The following is a 17491-nucleotide window of genomic DNA, read 5'->3' on the forward strand; positions in this document are numbered from 1 at the left end:
TATGGGTGCTGATATGAACCAGACACTCAAGGCAATCAAGGAAGCTGAGGCTTATCCGGGCCCATCACTCATCATCGGCTATGCACCTTGTGAGATGCACTCTATCAAGGGCGGTATGACTAACTGTCAGGCTGAGATGGAGAAGGCTGTTAAGTGCGGTTACTGGAACAACTTCCGTTACGATCCACGTCTTGCTGCTGAGGGTAAGAACCCATTCCAGCTCGATTCCAAGGCTCCAACAGAGTCATATCAGGACTTCATCATGAACGAGGCTCGTTACAGCGCACTCACACGTTCATTCCCAGACCGTGCTAAGGAGCTCTTCGAGAAGGCAGAGAAGACTGCTGCTAATCGTTACGAGTACCTCACAAAGCTCGCTGAGAAGTAAGCAGCGTGACGCTCTTCGTTGAAGACCGATCAAACGGAATATTTCCGCTTGAAAACTAACGTGCACATACGAATATAAAATCACTCCCCGATACGAACAGGTATCGGGGAGTTTTTGCAGCGTGACACTGCACCCTTGCCACGTTGACGCTCGTAAACTCGCTCACTCTCTGCAAATCAGATAGTCTGCTATCGCTTACGGCAGTTTAACGTGTACTATGTACAAACGAATGTAAAAAAACTCCCCGAGACAGCTATCGGGGAGTTTTGGTTTTACATTGTTTTGTTGTAGTATATCCTCACAACTACTGTAACCAAAGCCGTAAAGCAGGCTGCAGCGGCAAGGGCAATACTTATGCCGATATTGAAAAACGAAGCTATGACGGAAGCGAATGAGATACATATAAGACTTATTATAAGCGCTGTATTGCATGTTTCCTTATTCAGCATGATATTACGCTCGTCCGTTTCTTCTATGTACATCTTTTTGAGCTTATCTTCATTATGAAGAGCCGAATACATACGCGCAAGATTAAACACCGCTGTAACAAGCGCACCGCTGACAGCACCGTATATCATTCCGCTTGCGTAATCCACGTCTTTCTTAGTGATTATTTGCATCACGATAAGTACAAACGGTACAAACAGACAGCAAAAGGTTGATATCCAGAGCTTTTTCTGTAATTTCTTCTTGAATTCTTCCATAATTATCCTCCTTATATTTTCTTGTTGTAATATGCCGAAACACCTACTTCGATAAGCGAATATATTACGATCGCTATACTAAGTGTCATTGAAACAGTTTCACTGAATGCGCCTGCAATTATTGCTGCAATAGCAGTCACAAAAAGGTAAATAGTATTTGATGTCCGTGCTGATTCCTTCAATATCTGCTTGTTGCGTTCATCGTTCTGCTGTATGTACATCTCCTTCAGCTTCACATCATCTTTCAGAGCCATATTGAATCTTACCGAATAGCCGATCCCCAAAGCAACCATAGCTCCTGTAACTCCGTAGAGAACGCCTGAGAAATAGCTGTCACTATCCCTTGTCAGTATCTTATATATCAACAGTGAAGCGATAACCAGAACGCACAATATTCGCATTACTATTAATTCCCTATGTATTTTCTTTCTGAATTCTTCCATAATAATCCTCCTTATAAGTTCTCCTCGCCCTCGAATATGAACAGCTCCTCAATGGTAGTGCCGAAGAACTGCGCCGCCTTATGGGCGAGAGTGAGAGATGCATTGTATTTCCCGTTTTCCAGTGATATAATAGTCTGCCGCGTGACGCTGAGAGCGTCGGCAAGCTCCTGCTGCGTGACCTTTCTGGCTTTCCGCAGCTCCTGAATTTTATTTTTCATGTTTATTCTCCTTCTTTGCCCTGCCGCTATAAGCAAAAACGACCGCAAGTGCTGTAGCTGCTGTCACCCACGGCAAAGCCGCATCGATGAAATCGAGTAAAAACTCAGCCATGATATTACCTCCTCACTGATGTAAAACTTGCTTTACTTTGTCTGTGATTATAGTATAGCACGCTTTACATTTTTTGTCAAGCCAGCTTTACATATTTTTATATTTTAACATAAGAGCTCCCCGACATAATATCGGGGAGCTCTTTCTCACTATTAACTTCTTGCTCTCATAAGCTTCCTGTACTGTATCCTCTTGATGATATAAAGTATCTGCCAGAAGACGAGAAACGGGAATACAGGGATAAGTGCTCCGAATATAATAACTCCGTACCACACAAAGTATTCATAGAAGGCTTCTCCACCATAGGTAGTAGATGACATGAATGTAAAGCCGTCCGCCATGCCGTAAAAAGAATATATCACCAACCATACAAATGGCACGAAGGACAGTATAAAGCTTGCTTTATAGAGCTTGGATATAGGCTTCTCACCTGCTTCAGCACGTTTTCTCAGTCTCCACGACACCAAAACAGCCAATACACCGAATAACGACAGGAATGTGCCCCATAATGGCAGAACCATTGTCTCATCATCAAGCTCACCGAGTCCTTTTTCCAATTCCAGCCACGAATACAGCAAAAATGATATCGCCAAAACTGCACAGCTTCCGAATACCGCCAATAAAACCTTTTCATACTTTTTCATAAGCTCAGCTCCTTTTCTGCCTTTTTTGCTTTATGACGTCCTGTCAGATAAATTATCTGCCAGATGATACACAGAGGAAGCACAGGGATTATAAGGATACCGCCGAAAACAACTGCTACAATGAAGCCTTCAAAGCCGTAGCACTTCGACCACAGGAAATCCACACCTGCTATAGCACTGTACAGCCCATAGAGCAGGAGCAGAGCGGCAGGCAAAAATGATATTGCGAACCATATCTTATCAGTCCTTGTTATCCTTAACTCGCGTTTTTTTCTTCTCTTGACTATTGCGTGAACGATAAACAGCGTTATCAGACCTATCACCGACACTGCTAATATTAATCCGTATGCCGAGAATATGGGATAAGTAATATAATCAAGAAATCCACCGCTGAAGCCGTATCTCATTCCCCTGTCTATGCATTCCGCAAGATATACGCATATTCCCAGACCAAATACGCCTATAAGCACCTTTTCGACCTTATTCATAAGATCAGCTCCTTTCAGAAATTCTCTTTTTCCTCAGCTTTATACACAATGCTATGAATCTGATCTGCACTATAACTGCCATTGGTATAGCAGGTATCACCGTAAGCAGTAACGTTGTTATCAGAAAAGTCTCAGAGAATGCCTCCCAGCCGTGTTTTTTGCGGAATATCATTCCTCCGCCTGTACCGTTGACTGCTGCATCTATGGACCAGTAAAAGCAGAGCATTATGGGAATAAACGAAAGCACAAATAGAATGCTCAGCCATACAGGCACTCTGTCTCTTTCCTTACTGCCGATAAAATGTGATATTATTACACCGAAGCCCATACTGAGCCCTATGGTAAACAGAATACGCAAGCTCCATGCAAATATAAGTGAAGCAGCACCGATCACTGTCATCACCGCTGAAACAATAAGCAATACTTTCATTGACTTTTTCATAGTCACTCCCCCCTTTTCTGATATTATAATACCATATTAAAGGCAGCACATTAAAGTGTCATTTGTCACTATTTCAGTGACATTTGTCACTGAAAAATCCGCATCTGTGAAAGCTCACAAATGCGGATAATAGTTTTGTATAAAACGCAGAACTCAAAAATTATTTTTCTAAAATTCAACCTGTTTGCATTGAAAAAACGCGTTTTTGGGAGTATATATGAGGGAGGATAATGCTTATTATTGAGGCAGCCGTTCTGAAGAAGATTTTCCCGTATCCCATTCAGTGACCGTTATTTCGTTTTTTCTATGATAGAGCCCCAAAACAAATTTGCCCCCTCTTATAAACTAAAAGGTGGCTCTATCATAGAAAAAACCAGCTAAAAGTCTTTGGAAAGGGGTTCGGGGTGACTCCCCGCAGTGCGGGGAGATGTCCGCAGGACAGAGGGGCGCGCCTCCGTCAGAGGAACCTTTCCTCAGAAAGGTTTTCCCCGATAAATAGCTGTTATTTTATCTTCCAAATATTCTCAGCGTAGTCTGCAATAGTTCTGTCAGAGCTGAACTTGCCTGCATTGCACATATTCAGCCACTGCTTTCGAGCAAAGCCCATTCTGTCTGCACTGTAGTCGCTTACACAGCGAAGCTTTGTCTCAACGTAGTCCCTCATATCTCCGAGGAGGTAATAATGGTCTGGAGTATGCCAGCTTGCGCCGTCAAGGAGAGCCATGTACAGCTCGCGGAAATCACCGCTTCCGCCGTCGGAAACAGTGCCGTCGATAAGTGATGATACCACCTTTCGTATCATATCATCAGATGAAAAGATACTGCGGCTGTCATACTCGAGAACTATCTTCTCCAATTCCTCAACACGGGCGCCGAAGATGTAGTTGTTCTCCTCGCCTGCCTCCTGCACTATCTCGATGTTAGCACCGTCGTAGGTACCGAGAGTTACCGCACCGTTGAGCATAAGCTTCATATTGCCCGTTCCGCTTGCCTCAGTGCCTGCGGTAGAAATCTGCTCTGAAACATCAGCCGCCGCAACAAGCTTCTCGGCGTAGGAAACATTATAATTCTGCACGAATACCACCTTGATAAGGTCACGGGTATCCTTGTCCTCTGAGACTACCTTGCCCACTTCATTGATGAACTTGATTATTGCCTTTGCACGGCGGTATCCCGGAGCAGATTTAGCTCCGAATATAAATGTTGTGGGCTTGAAATCCGTTATACTTCCGTCCTTTATTCCGTAGTATATCCACAGTATGGAGAAGGCATTGAGAAGCTGTCTCTTGTATTCATGCAGGCGCTTTATCTGAATATCGAAAACAGAATTTTCGTCGATCTCAATCCCGTCGTGTGCCTTAATGAACTCAGCCAGCTGACGCTTCTTGCCCTGCTTTATGTCAATAAAGCGTCGAAGCACGTTCTCATCATAGGCATATTTTGCAAGCTCCTTGAGCCTGTCGAGGTCGTTTATCCAGTCGTCACTGCCAAGAAGCTCCGTAATATACGCGGAAAGCTCCCTGTTGCAGAGCGCTATCCAGCGGCGCTGAGTGATACCGTTTGTCTCGTTGCGGAAGCGCTCGGGATATAGGCTGAACCAGTCTGCGAGAACAGTGTCCTTTAGTATCTGTGTGTGTATCTCAGCAACGCCGTTGATATGACTTGACGCATAACAAGCCATATCCGCCATATGGATAAGGTCACCCTTGATTATTTTAATGCGGTCTATCTTGGAGCGCTCCACGCCCTTTGCGTACATTTCCGCCATAAGAGCCTCGTTTATCTGGATAATAATAGCGTATATCCTCGGGAGAAGCTCCTCCACAAGGTCTGTGCGCCACTTTTCCAGAGCCTCCTGCATAACGGTATGATTAGTGTAATTGAATATTCTCTTAGCCATTTCAAGGGCTTTCTCGAAGGTGAAGCCCTCGTTATCCACAAGCTGTCTGATAAGCTCGGGGATAGAGATAACAGGGTGAGTATCATTAAGCTGTACGGAGATGTAGTCCGCTAAGTTGTCGAGAGTACCGTATCTTGCCTTGTGCTTCCTAATAATATCGGTCAGTGAAGCACAGCTGAAGAAATACTGCTGCTTTAATCTCAGCTTCTTGCCCTCGTCTGTATCGTCGTTAGGATAGAGCACACGGGATATATCCTCGGCGTATATCTTCTCCTTTGAAGCCTCAAGATAGTCCTGCTTGTTGAATACGTCAAAGTCGAACTCCTTGACGGGCTCAGCCTGCCAGAGTCTCAGCGTTCCCACGTTTTCGGTGCGGAAACCGAATACAGGCATATCATAGGGCACTGCCTTTACGGTCTGACCGCTGTACTCAATGAGAACTGTATCCTCATCACAGCGAACTGACCACGGGTCGCCGTATTTTGTCCAGTCATCGATGTCCTCCCGCTGAAAGCCGTCAACTATAGACTGCTTGAAAAGTCCGTACTTATAGCGTATCCCGTAGCCGTCAAGAGGGAGCGCCAGTGTAGCTGCGCTGTCAAGGAAGCAGGCGGCAAGTCTGCCGAGACCGCCGTTTCCGAGGGCTGCGTCCTCTATTTCCTCAAGGCTTGCAAGGTCAAGCCCAAGCTCCGAGAATATCTTCTCCACCTCGTCGCAGATACCCAGAACAAGCAGGTTATTGTACACTGCACGTCCCACAAGGAACTCCATTGAGAGGTAAGCTGCACGGCGCTTTGAAAGGTGCTCCTGACGGGCATTGTCCCAGCGGTCAGCAAACATCTCCATAACGGTCTTGCCGAGAGCGTCGTGAAGCTGCTGCGGTGTGGCAGACTTTATATCCTTCGGAAGTCTTCCTGTGAATTTTTCCATAAACATTTTCTTATCCATATTCCCTTACTCCTATTCTTGAAGTTGAGAGTTTAGAGTTGAGAATTGAGAGTTGCGGTGTTCGCTTACGCGAACAGATTAAAAAAATTCAGATACGTGACCGACAGGTCACACCCTTAACTCTCAACTCTCCACTTTCAACTCTCAACTGTTTATCGGTTATACAATCTGTTCAGCTTACGTATCTTCTTCGCCAGCTCAGGTGTGAAATCCGACTTTTTAGTGCGGAACTGCCAATTGCCGCCCAGCGTAGAGGGCGTATTCATTCTGCCCTCCTTGGGACTGTCAAGGAAGTCCTGTATCTGCGCCGCAGCCACCTCAGCAACGCTTCCCCAAGCCGCGCGGACTACCGCCATAGGTATGTCCTTTTTCTTCTTGACGTTAAGGTATTTCATAGTGAATTTCAGTGACTTTTTGTCTAAGGTCTCCACCCAGCCGTTGAGAGTCTCATTATCATGTGTACCAGTATATGCGAAGTAATTTGTGCTGCTGAAGTTATGGGGCAGGTACTCATTCTTACCGTCAGAAAAGGCGAATTGCAGCACCTTCATGCCGGGATAGCCGCATTTATCAAGCATTTTCCTTACCTCGGGAGTAATGAAGCCCAGATCCTCAGCGATGATATTCAGCCTGCCCAGCTTTTCTTCGGCAAGTCTGAAAAGCTCATAGTCAGGACCTTTCTCCCACTCTCCTACCGTCGCGTCCTCGTTGCCGTAGGGAATGGAATAATAGCTCTCAAAGCCGCGGAAATGGTCGATACGGACAATATCGTAAAGCTTCACTGCGGCGCTGATACGGTCTATCCACCACTCATAGCCTGTCTTTTTGTGGTAGCTCCAGTTGTAAAGGGGATTGCCCCAGAGCTGACCGAGAGGCGAAAAATCATCAGGAGGACAGCCTGCCACAGCTATAGGTCTGCGCTTTCTGTCAAACTGGAACAGTCTCGGCGAGGACCACGCCTCAACGCTGTCCAGAGCGCAGTATATCGGAATATCACCGATTATCTCAATACCGTTGTCGTTGGCGTATTTTTTCAGCTCGCTCCACTGACGCTGGAACTCAAACTGTATGAACTTATGGAATCCGATGTCCTTTTTCAGCTCTTTTTTCGCTGCTGATACCGCTTTTGCCCTGTGCATGGACAGCTCCTCGTCCCATTCGTACCAGGGCTTGCCGCCGTTTCTGAACTTCAGCGCCATAAACAGAGCGTACTCGTCCAGCCATTTTTTATTCTCCTCGCAGAATCTCTTATACTCTGGAAATATCGCAGGCTTAAAGCGCCCGTAGGCTAATTTCAGCACCTCGTAGCAGTGCTGATACAGCAGGCTGTAGTCCACAGACTCAGGATCATTTCCCCATTCAAATGAGGCAAACTCATGATGCTCTAAAAGACCGTCCCCCTCAAGGACCTCAAAGTCGATAAAGTAGGGATTTCCTGCCTTTACCGAAAAGGACTGATAGGGAGAATCGCCGTAGCTTGTAGGCGAAAGGGGCAGTATCTGCCAGCACTTTACCTCTGCGGATCTGAGAAAATCCACAAACTCAAATGCCGCCCTTCCCATCTGTCCTATGCCGTATTCCGACGGAAGGCTGGATATGTGCATAAGTATACAGCTTTTTCGCATATTTTTTCAGCTCCTTTTCCTGAATATTCAAGATAAAAATGGTAATAATATGTATATATGTTTTTTCGAGGTGATACCATGAAGCCATCACAGCTTTTGTTTTCATTCCTTATGGGCTGCTTCTGCTACAGCCTTGTTGAAATAGTCATGCGCGGCTACACACACTGGACAATGTGCCTGACAGGCGGCTTTGTAATGACTATCCTCTATGCCATAAACATCCGCCGAACTATGACTCTTATGAAAAGCTGCGCCCTCGGCTCGTTTCTCATAACAGCTATAGAGCTTGCGGTAGGTATATATGATAACATTATTATGCACTGGAACGTCTGGGATTACTCTGATCTGCCTTTTAATTTTCTTGGTCAGATATGCATACCCTTTTCGGCGTTCTGGTTTGTGCTGTGTATCCCTGCAAGGCTCATCTGCAAGCACATAAGGACTCGCTTTTGTAATAAAAAGGCTGTTCCGATAGCCTCAGAACAGCCCATGTGATCAATAGTTCTTGTTAGAATCAGCATTGAAGAAGTTATTGCTGCTTTCTGTGTAATAATCGTTTGCTTCAAGGGACATGAAGTCCTCATCTTCAATATCGGGAAGTCTTGCGCCGCAGCGTCCGCAGAACTGGAAGCGTTCATTTACCTCAGCGTCACACTTGGGGCATATCTTATAGCCTCTTATGCCGTTGAGCTCAAATCTCATCTTCTTAATTCTTCTGCGTCTTGTATCTATATCGTCGCAAAGTACTTTAAGAGCCGCAGGATCATCATCCGGGTTCTTATAGTATCTCTTTCCGATGTCGGTAAATATCTCCACTATACGCTCTTCCTCATAAAGTATCTTTCTTTTGAGGTTATTGGCTTCAGAGATACTCTTAGCCTTTTCCGACACCCCCCTGCTTGCGTCATTAAATTTATCGAGAAGTCCCATTTTCCATCACTCCTGTCGAATATTTTCTCGTTAAATATCGTATTATAATTATACAACATCAACGGGAATTATGTCAAGCGTTTTTAATATTTTTTCAAAACAGGCTCTCTTTTTGTGCAACATTCACATTTCGGCAATATCATTTTCGGTAAGCTGAATAATTCCGCTCTTATTGAGTGCCTCGGCTGCCTGAGCGTTATCGTCAACACGGATAACGAAAGATACAGCCCTGTCTGAGGTACCGAGGAACGAGTACATATACTCAACATTTACATTGTCCTGACCGAGCACGTCCAGCACACGGCTGAGCTGTCCGGGAGTATCAGGAATGGATATCGCCAGCACTTCTGTCACATTTACTGCATATGAAGCCGCTCTCAGTATATCCACTGTCTTTTCGGTATCATTGGCGATGAGCCTGATTATACCAAAATCAGCAGTATCAGCGAGGCTGAGGGCTCTCAGATTGATACCCTTCTCCTTGATTATCCTCATAACACCTGCTGCCTGATTGGGCATATTATCTACAAAAACCGAGATCTGTCTTACGTTTGACATACGACGATCCTCCTTTTAGTTTGTTTCAAAGACTGACCGCAAAGCCCCTACAGCCATATAGCTGCCTTGCGCCCTCGCTCTGCACAAAGCGCAGAAGAGGACATCTCATATCTTTGCATCAGCTCTCACGACCGCAGAAAAAGCGATCACTTCTTGTCGATATCCTCATACATAACGAGTACAGAATGCTCATCAACATACTCATTTACATGAGTCTGTGCGTCGTGGCAAAGACCTGCTGATGTGCTGTACTTGATATCGATGACCTTTACAGTCTGAATAAACTGATTGAGCTCGTTCTCAAAAGCCGCAAATCTCTGATACTTCTCCTGCTCAGGCATATAGTTTGTGGAAAATAATTTGATTTTCATAAATGAAACCTCCTTAAAATAATTAAAGATATTTTATTCAACAGACTGCATTCAGTCGTCTTCCCTTAGCGGAAAAATATGGCTGCCGAGCCTGAAATTCCAGTCTCGCAAATATAACCTGCGCTCCGCCGGAGGGGGTCTCCCCTTTGCCGTCTGCTTTTAACTTAGTCATGAAGCTTGCGCTTATCGATAACTCTTACAGCCTTGCCCTCACTTCTTGCGATAGACTTTGGCGATACAAGGTGTACCTTCGGGTTGATGCCCAGCATATCCTTCATAGCACTTGCCAGTGCTCTCTCCTGCTTCTGCATATCCTTGACCTTATCAGAGAACTGGTCAGGATTCATCTCAACGTTGATGTCAAGGGTATCCGTGTTGTTCACGCGGTCTACCTCAATAAGATAGTTCGGCGAATAGCCCTGCTCGATGAGAACTGTCTCTATCTGTGACGGGAATACATTTACTCCGCGGATTATCATCATATCGTCGCTTCTGCCCATAGGCTTAGCCATTTTTACGAGAGTACGTCCGCATGAGCACTTGCCCCTTGTGAGCTTGCAGAGGTCACGTGTACGATAGCGAAGAAGAGGGAATGCCTCCTTAGTAATGCTTGTGAATACAAGCTCACCGACCTCGCCGTCGGGAAGCACCTCACCTGTCTCGGGATCAATTATCTCAGGGATAAAGTTGTCCTCATTGATATGCATACCCTTCTGCTCTGAGCACTCAAAAGCAACACCGGGACCGCTTGACTCTGTGAGTCCGAAGATGTCATAAGCCTTGATACCCAGCGACTTTTCTATACTGCGGCGCATTTCCTCAGTCCACGGCTCGGCTCCGAAGATACCAGCCTTGAGGTCAAGGTCATCGGGAGTAAGTCCCATATCGCGGACGGTCTCGCCGAGATATGCCGCATACGAAGGAGTACAGCAAAGGATAGTCGCATTAAGGTCGCGCATGAACTGTATCTGGCGCTCGGTATTTCCCGAGCTCATAGGCAGGGTAAGACAGCCTACCTTATGTGAGCCGCCGTGGAGTCCCATACCGCCTGTGAACAGTCCGTAGCCGTACGCTACCTGAACTACGTCCTCTTTTGTACCGCCTGCCGCAGTTATAGCTCTTGCACAGCATTCCTCCCACATATCAACGTCGTTCTGAGTATAGAAAGCAACGACGCGCTTGCCTGTGGTTCCGCTGGTAGAGTGTATTCTTACGCACTCGCTGAGGGGCTTTGCAAGGAGTCCGTAGGGATATGCCTCACGAAGATCAGCCTTGCTGAGAAACGGGAGCTTGTGAAGATCGTCAGTACCCTTGATGTCCTCAGGCTTAACGCCCTTTTTGTCCATGAGATCGCGGTAATACTTCACGTTTTCATAAACGTGCTTTACCTGTGCCACAAGGCGCTCGTCCTGGAGCTTTTTCATTTCCTCACGGGGCATACATTCGATCTCTTTGTTCCAATACTTTTCCATTGGACTTCTACTCCTTATTTATGGATTTATTATGTTATGATATGATGTTCGTGTGTAGGGGCGGATATTATCCGCCCGATATAATAAACTCGTGCCAGCGGGGCGGTGTAGGCATCGCCCCCCTGCAATCGGTCATTTATATTTATTTCGCAACTTGCGGGACGCCGAGGGCGGCGTTCCCTACATCGTTCTTAGTTCTTAGCTCTTAATTCTTAGCTCTATTACTTAGCTGCTTTGCCGAGCTCAAAAGCCTTCTTGTTAAGGTCGAGGAACTTAGGCGGTACGCACTGCTCCAGCGCCTTCTGCCAGAGTTCATCGGGATAGTCCATGCGTGAAGCAAGAACACCCATGAGAACTACATTTGAAGCCTTTGCTGTGCCTGCCTGCTCAGCCAGTGAAAGTGCATCAACTGCAACAAGCTCTGCACCTGCCGCTTTAAGCTTTTCAACAAGGTTCTCGGGATACTTTGCAGCACCTGTGATAACAGGCATAGGATCTATCTGCTGTGTAGATGTGATGAGCTTGCCGCCCTTCTTCAGATAAGGGAGACATCTTGCTGCCTCAAGAAGCTCGAATGAGATAACTGCATCAGCTTCACCCTTTTCGATAACAGGTGAATATACCTTGTCGCCATACTTTACGTATGTTACAACAGAGCCGCCGCGCTGGCTCATTCCGTGTACCTCGCTGACCTTTACGTCATAACCCTGTGCCAGAAGCACATTGCCAAGAAGTCTTGAAGCAAGAAGCGAACCCTGTCCGCCGACTCCGACTATCATGATTGATTTAGTTTCCATTTTATATTACTCCTTAGTTGATTATTGAATTAATACTTGCTGCCGCCGCCGAATTTAGCAAACGAGCCAAAGCAGCCCAATACAGCAAATCCAAGATTTTCGAGGAATGAAAGGAAGAACTTGCCTTTCAGTTCAAAACGCGAAAGAAGATCGCTGAAATGCGACGAACACTCAGAGAATGATGGCTCGTCAACGCCATATATCAGCTTATAGAGGCTGTTTAAATCGCTTTCGGAAAGCTCAGAATCCGCAAGCATAGATTTGCCCGCAGACATTCCCTCTTTAATAGCGTCCGATATATTCATTACCCACGAGGTCCTGACAGCGATATATATACCGAGAAGCATTACAGCTCCGCATATGATAAGTCCGATCTTAGTATCCAGCTCATTATCCTTTGTCATAAAGGTATAGCCTGCAAAGATACCTATAGCCATTACCGCTCCGCAGATCGAAGCTATAAAGCCCAGCTTTGCAACAAAAATAACGAGAATAACTCCCGGGATAGCGCCTACAGCTGCTCCGAGAAAAGCTTTCAGCGCAGGTATCAGCTTTGAATCACTGCCGCCGAAGTCGTTATATGTATAAGCCGCTGTACTGCCGTAGCCCGATGACGAGCTGTCATAGCCCGAGCTGCCGCTCCTGTAGGGATCGCTGTAGTTGCTCTGCGAACTGCCATAATCATTGGAGCGCTGTCCGTAGCTGTTCTGAGAAGCTCCGTAGCTGCTGGACTGCTGTCCATAGCCATTCTGCGAAGCCCCATAGCCACTGGACTGCTGTCCGTAGCCATTCTGCGGCTGCAAAGCAGCTTCTGCCTGCTTTGCAAGCTCGTTCATATTGCTTAAATCGTCCATTCCGCCGTTGTTTCCGACGCCTGTCATAAGATCGTCCATTTCACATATCTCCCCCCATGTATTGTTTATGAAATGATCTCAAGTTCACCGTCAACGAAGCCTACAGCAACAGCCTTAGCCTCGTTGAGGATACCTGCATATTTTCCGTTTCTTAGGTATTCCTCTATCATTTCTTTTATGAGGTCCTGTGCGTGAGCCCAGCTTGTATCATCTTCGTCAGAGGTATCCACCGTGAAGATATTCTCCTCACTGCTCCATACCTCCTCGCAAGCCCATTCGCCCTCCTTGTCCTCGTGATCGAACTCTCCTGCGGCTATTATCTGTACGCCGCAGATGTGATCCTCATCGGACTCCTCATAAAGATTGAAACAAAATGCCTTTGTTTCTTCGGGCATATCGTTGTTTTCGAGGATATCGTCCAGCCAGTGGGCGAACTCCTCATATATCGGCAACTGTATCATCTTTTTTCCTCTTTGTTTTCTTAAATCTGAAAAATTCAAGCTTTCCGCACCTCGGGCACTCGTAAATACTTGTGGGAAGCCTATGAAGCAAAATAGTGTTGGTTCCGCCAAGCTGTATTCTGTAAGTCCCCGTATACTCCATGAGTATATTGCAGTAGGGACAGCTTATCTTTCTGATTTTCATAATTATACCCCGTTTTAGTGCGCCGTTATATTGATTGTATGCAGGTAACGTCAAGGGCGGCGCATATGGGACGTAAAAGGCGCCGCATATGGGACGTCGAGGACGCCGTCCCATACTTAGCTCTGATCACTCACGGGAGCCCGAGGGCGGGCTCCCCTACTAATTATTCGATTGCTTACTGGATAGCACCGACTTTACACTGCTCCTGACATATGCCGCAGCCTACGCAGAGTGTATGGTCAACAACCGCCTTTCCGTCACGCATTGAGATAGCAGGACATCCCAGCTTCATGCACATCTTGCAGCCTACGCACTTGTCCGCATTCACCTTGAGAGGCGGATTGTGCTTAACGTACTTGAGAAGTGCGCATGGACGGCGGGAAATAATTACTGAAGCCTCGTCAGCAGCAAGCTCCTCCTTGATAGCAGCCTCTGTCTCAGCAAGCTTATAAGGATCTGTTACGCGAACACGCTTGATACCGATAGCCTTGCAGAGCTCTTCAAGATTAACAGCCGCAGCAGGATCGCCCTTGAGGTTCTTGCCAGTTGTGGGGTTCTGCTGATGACCTGTCATGCCTGTGATAGAGTTATCAAGAATGATAACTGTAGAATTTGAATTATTGTAAGCGATATTTACAAGACCTGTCATGCCGCTGTGCATGAAGGTAGAATCACCGATAACCGCAACGCTCTTGTGCTCGGACTCTGCTCCTCTTGCCTTGTTGAAGCCGTGGAGTCCCGATATAGAAGCACCCATACAGATAGTTGTGTCGATAGCGTTGAGAGGTGCGGCAGCTCCGAGAGTGTAGCAGCCGATGTCACCGGATACTGTTACGCCAAGCTTCTTCAAGCAATAGAACAGACCTCTGTGAGGACATCCTGCGCACATTACAGGAGGACGTACAGGAATATCATCTTCGAGAGCCACAAAATCCTTCTTCTCGCCGAGAAGCTTCTCTGCGATAACAGACTGTGGGAGCTCGCCTATGAAGCCGAATATCTCCTTGCCCTTTACGTTGTTTACGCCGATGTTGCGGCAGTGCTCCTCGATTATGCCGTCAAGCTCCTCGATAACGTATATCTGCTCGTACTTCTTAGCGAAGTCCTGAATGAGCTTTACAGGGAGAGGATTTACCATACCCAGCTTGAGAACAGAAGCCTTGTCGCCGAGAGCCTCCTTGACGTACTGATATGCAGCGCCGTTGGTGATAACGCCGAATTCAGCCTTGTCGGATATTTCAACTCTGTTGAGCGGAGTTGTCTCAGCGTACTCGATGAGCTTCTTTGTTCTCTCCTCAACGAAAACGTGTCTGCCCTTTGCGTAAGCAGGCATCATAACGAATTTATTAGGTGTCTTTTCGTAGTCCTTTAATGGGAGCTCCTTGCGGTCCTCCATTTCAACTATGCTCTGTGAGTGAGCAACTCTTGTGGACATTCTTACTATGAATGGTGCGTCAAACTGCTCGGAAAGCTCGAAGGCAAGCTTGACGAACTCCTTACATTCTGTGGAATCCGATGGCTCAAGCATTGGGACCTTTGAAGCGATAGCGTGATGACGGCTGTCCTGCTCATTCTGAGAGGAATGCATACCCTGATCGTCGGCAACTGCGATGACCATACCTGCGTTTACACCTGTATATCCTGCTGTATAGAGCGGATCGGCAGCAACGTTGAGACCAACGTGCTTCATACCGCAGAAGCTTCTCGCACCTGCAATAGAAGCTCCGAGAGCTGTCTCCATAGCGACCTTCTCGTTAGGAGCCCACTCTGCATATACCTCGTCATACTTTGCAACTTCCTCTGTTATCTCAGTTGAGGGAGTACCCGGATAGCTTGATACTACGCGGCAGCCCGCTTCATATAAGCCTCTTGCAAAGGCTTCGTTTCCAAGCATTAATTTCTTCATTATATCTATGTCCTTTCTTAAATAAAGATTATCATGTTTTATTGTGTACTGCAAGGAGCCACTCCGCAACGCCGTCCTCATCGTTAGTACCGATAACTATATCGGCGGCAGACTTCACCTCGTCCCTTGCATTGCCTACGGCTATTTTCACATCAGCCTGTTCAAACATGGGCAGGTCGTTGAGATTATCGCCGAATGCGACTATCTCGTCAAAGCCGTACTCCTCGCGCAGGAATCTCAGTCCGTTGGACTTTGAGGCTTTATGAGAGAATATCTCAAGATACCATGAATCATCGTACACATCAAGGTAAAAGGCGTGGTCTACTCCCTTTATCCTTTCGGCTTCAAGCTTTACGGGATAAAGCTCGTCATATTTTCCTCTTGTAGTGAAGTACACCGTGTATTCGTCGGCATAATCCTCAAGCCGGCACTGCACAAAGGGCTTTTTGTACTCATGCTTCCTTACCTCTGCAAAGCTCTGCATAACTCTGCTTGTGAGCTCTGAATAATAACAGGTAAGGGCACCATTGTCTATGCGGTACATAAAGCATTCCACTCCGTGGCGCTTATATATTTCAAGGAGCTTTGCAGACACCGCAGGATCAATAAATTCGCTCTTTATATAGCGCTTATTCTTTATATCATAAACACTCACGCCATTCATAAGTATACAGGGGACGTTTATATCCAGAGCCGATGTTATCGGTACAGCCGAATATATAGACCTTGCTGTGGCAAAAGTAAAGCTCATGCCCTTAGCCGTCAGAGAGTTTATAATCTCTGCCGTACGGGCTGTTATCTTAGGTTCGGGATTTAGCAGTGTACCGTCAAGATCGCTGATATAGAGCCTTTTCAAACCGCACCTTCACCTCCGTATACCTTGCGTGGATATTCATAATAGTATTATAACATATTTAGCGAGAAAAGTGAAGATATTATTTTTTGTCAAAAATAGATTTGTACATTCCGACGGTTTTTCACCCCGCGGAATGTTAATCCTGCCTAAAGCGGAGTGCCTCCGCTGCCTTGCTCCGCGCAATAATTCTTCATAAGGGAAAAATATCTCCGCGAGGAATATTACTAAAAATCGTGCTCTCAGCGCGTGACGGAGTGCCTCCGCTGCCTTGCTCCGCGCGATAATTCTTCATAAGGGAAAAATATCTCCGCGAGGGATATTACTAAAAATCGTACTCTCAGCGCACTTTCTGTTTGCCGCTGACCACCGACAGGCAAAAAAACAGCCATGAAGAATATGGCTTCTTCATGGCAGGAATGTGGGTGGTGTATTAAATTATGGCAGGCATTAGGCTTCTCCCCTTTGCCTTACTTTATTTCAAGTCTCTTTGTGGCAGGAGCTTCGGGAGATTTCTTCGGGAGCTCAATGGTCAGGATACCGTTCTTGTACTCTGCACTGATGCTCTCTGTATCGATATCGCCGATATCGAAGCTTCTCTTGTACGAGCCGAATGTGCGCTCGCGGCGGATATAGTTGCCCTTGTCGTCCTTTTCGTCATTGTTTGTGCTGTGCTCAGCAGAAATAGTGAGCTGAGTTCCGCTGAGGTCAAGCTTTATATCCTCTTTTTCAAAGCCCGGGAGCTCAGATTCGAGGACGTACTTGTCGCCGTCATCGCGGATATCGGTCTTGCAGCTGCTTATCGGCATACTGCCTCCGAAGAAATTCTTGTCAAAGTCATTGAATGTGTCCCACAGACCAAAGCCTGTGCCGCCGAAAGGTGTAAGTCCATACATAAATCATACCTCCAATTGATATTTCATATTTATCCTATGCAGTTTTCCTCATAATATGCACTTTTCACGCTTTCCATTGGTATCGCTTCCTTTCGTTTCATTGTCTATATAATACAGCTGTTGTTTGAAAGGAATATCAAGGTTCTGTGACAATATAATAAGCATCCCCCGGCAAAGCCGGGGGTTTTTCCTTAAACGCCCCATAGGGGCTCAGAATACAAGCCACGCCTAAAAAGGCGTAACAACACGGACGCACGCGGCTACGTTCTTCTGCGTATTTCTTACTGCTTACTCGCT

Annotated in this window: 21 protein-coding genes and 1 pseudogene; 2 read left to right on the plus strand and 20 right to left on the minus strand. The window is 46.4% G+C overall.

The window, feature by feature from the left end; translation table 11 throughout:
* Positions 1-388, plus strand: a pseudogene (locus tag K5677_RS14185) (pyruvate:ferredoxin (flavodoxin) oxidoreductase); the annotation flags it as partial.
* Positions 389-660: 272 nt separating this feature from the next.
* On the opposite strand, the gene K5677_RS14190 reads toward K5677_RS14185, so the two are convergent.
* From K5677_RS14190 to malQ, 9 genes are all read right to left on the minus strand, one after another.
* Positions 661-1092: a hypothetical protein gene (locus K5677_RS14190; protein ID WP_296729268.1), complete on the minus strand. Its 432-nt coding sequence runs from the start codon at positions 1090-1092 to the stop codon at positions 661-663.
* Between the two features lie 11 nt (positions 1093-1103).
* The gene (locus K5677_RS14195) at positions 1104-1535 is read right to left on the minus strand and encodes a hypothetical protein (RefSeq protein WP_296729270.1); all 432 of its coding nucleotides are present in this window, start codon (positions 1533-1535) and stop codon (positions 1104-1106) included.
* 11 nt (positions 1536-1546) lie between these two features.
* Entirely contained in the window at positions 1547-1753 is a 207-nt protein-coding gene (locus tag K5677_RS14200; protein WP_296729272.1) for a helix-turn-helix transcriptional regulator, read from the minus strand.
* On the minus strand, positions 1743-1865 hold the full coding sequence (locus K5677_RS14205) for a hypothetical protein (protein WP_296729275.1): 123 nt from the start codon (positions 1863-1865) through the stop codon (positions 1743-1745). The genes K5677_RS14200 and K5677_RS14205 overlap by 11 nt, the downstream gene beginning before the upstream one ends.
* Before the next feature lie 152 nt (positions 1866-2017).
* Positions 2018-2509: a hypothetical protein gene (locus K5677_RS14210; protein WP_296729277.1), complete on the minus strand. Its 492-nt coding sequence runs from the start codon at positions 2507-2509 to the stop codon at positions 2018-2020.
* Positions 2506-2997, minus strand: coding sequence for a hypothetical protein (locus K5677_RS14215; RefSeq protein WP_296729280.1), 492 nt, complete (start codon positions 2995-2997; stop codon positions 2506-2508). Before K5677_RS14215 ends, K5677_RS14210 begins: the two co-directional genes overlap by 4 nt.
* A 4-nt stretch (positions 2998-3001) precedes the next feature.
* Positions 3002-3439, minus strand: a complete 438-nt coding sequence (locus tag K5677_RS14220; protein WP_072300612.1) for a hypothetical protein — start codon at positions 3437-3439, stop codon at positions 3002-3004.
* A gap of 502 nt (positions 3440-3941) precedes the next feature.
* The gene (locus K5677_RS14225) at positions 3942-6287 is read right to left on the minus strand and encodes a glycogen/starch/alpha-glucan phosphorylase (RefSeq protein WP_296729282.1); all 2346 of its coding nucleotides are present in this window, start codon (positions 6285-6287) and stop codon (positions 3942-3944) included.
* A 152-nt stretch (positions 6288-6439) separates the two neighbouring features.
* On the minus strand, positions 6440-7912 hold the full coding sequence (gene malQ, locus K5677_RS14230) for a 4-alpha-glucanotransferase (RefSeq protein WP_296729285.1): 1473 nt from the start codon (positions 7910-7912) through the stop codon (positions 6440-6442).
* 78 nt (positions 7913-7990) lie between these two features.
* Here malQ and K5677_RS14235 point away from each other — a divergent pair, with 78 nt between their 5' ends.
* Positions 7991-8407 (plus strand): hypothetical protein, encoded by a 417-nt coding sequence (locus K5677_RS14235; RefSeq protein WP_296729286.1) that lies wholly within the window; start codon positions 7991-7993, stop codon positions 8405-8407.
* On the opposite strand, the gene K5677_RS14240 is transcribed toward K5677_RS14235, so the two are convergent.
* The 11 genes from K5677_RS14240 to K5677_RS14290 form a co-directional block, all read right to left on the minus strand.
* The gene (locus K5677_RS14240; protein ID WP_296729288.1) at positions 8408-8842 is read right to left on the minus strand and encodes a zinc ribbon domain-containing protein; all 435 of its coding nucleotides are present in this window, start codon (positions 8840-8842) and stop codon (positions 8408-8410) included.
* 123 nt (positions 8843-8965) lie between these two features.
* Positions 8966-9400 carry an amino acid-binding protein gene (locus tag K5677_RS14245; protein WP_296729291.1) on the minus strand — a complete coding sequence of 145 codons (435 nt, stop codon included), beginning with the start codon at positions 9398-9400 and terminating at the stop codon, positions 8966-8968.
* 146 nt (positions 9401-9546) lie between these two features.
* Positions 9547-9771: a hypothetical protein gene (locus K5677_RS14250; RefSeq protein WP_028516065.1), complete on the minus strand. Its 225-nt coding sequence runs from the start codon at positions 9769-9771 to the stop codon at positions 9547-9549.
* A gap of 164 nt (positions 9772-9935) precedes the next feature.
* Positions 9936-11243 (minus strand): phenylacetate--CoA ligase, encoded by a 1308-nt coding sequence (locus K5677_RS14255; RefSeq protein ID WP_296729295.1) that lies wholly within the window; start codon positions 11241-11243, stop codon positions 9936-9938.
* Between the two features lie 221 nt (positions 11244-11464).
* Complete coding sequence (locus K5677_RS14260; protein ID WP_028516063.1) at positions 11465-12040, minus strand: indolepyruvate oxidoreductase subunit beta; 576 nt, start codon at positions 12038-12040, stop codon at positions 11465-11467.
* A gap of 29 nt (positions 12041-12069) precedes the next feature.
* Complete coding sequence (locus K5677_RS14265; protein ID WP_296729298.1) at positions 12070-12933, minus strand: hypothetical protein; 864 nt, start codon at positions 12931-12933, stop codon at positions 12070-12072.
* A 26-nt stretch (positions 12934-12959) separates the two neighbouring features.
* Positions 12960-13355: a hypothetical protein gene (locus K5677_RS14270; RefSeq protein ID WP_296729300.1), complete on the minus strand. Its 396-nt coding sequence runs from the start codon at positions 13353-13355 to the stop codon at positions 12960-12962.
* Positions 13333-13539 (minus strand): hypothetical protein, encoded by a 207-nt coding sequence (locus tag K5677_RS14275; protein WP_296729303.1) that lies wholly within the window; start codon positions 13537-13539, stop codon positions 13333-13335. The genes K5677_RS14270 and K5677_RS14275 overlap by 23 nt, the downstream gene beginning before the upstream one ends.
* A gap of 175 nt (positions 13540-13714) precedes the next feature.
* Positions 13715-15445: an indolepyruvate ferredoxin oxidoreductase subunit alpha gene (iorA, locus tag K5677_RS14280; RefSeq protein WP_296729306.1), complete on the minus strand. Its 1731-nt coding sequence runs from the start codon at positions 15443-15445 to the stop codon at positions 13715-13717.
* A 31-nt stretch (positions 15446-15476) separates the two neighbouring features.
* On the minus strand, positions 15477-16301 hold the full coding sequence (locus tag K5677_RS14285; RefSeq protein ID WP_296729309.1) for an HAD family hydrolase: 825 nt from the start codon (positions 16299-16301) through the stop codon (positions 15477-15479).
* A 467-nt stretch (positions 16302-16768) separates the two neighbouring features.
* Complete coding sequence (locus tag K5677_RS14290; RefSeq protein WP_296729312.1) at positions 16769-17194, minus strand: Hsp20/alpha crystallin family protein; 426 nt, start codon at positions 17192-17194, stop codon at positions 16769-16771.
* Between the last annotated feature and the right edge of the window lie 297 nt (positions 17195-17491).

This window comes from Ruminococcus sp. (genome assembly GCF_024684275.1).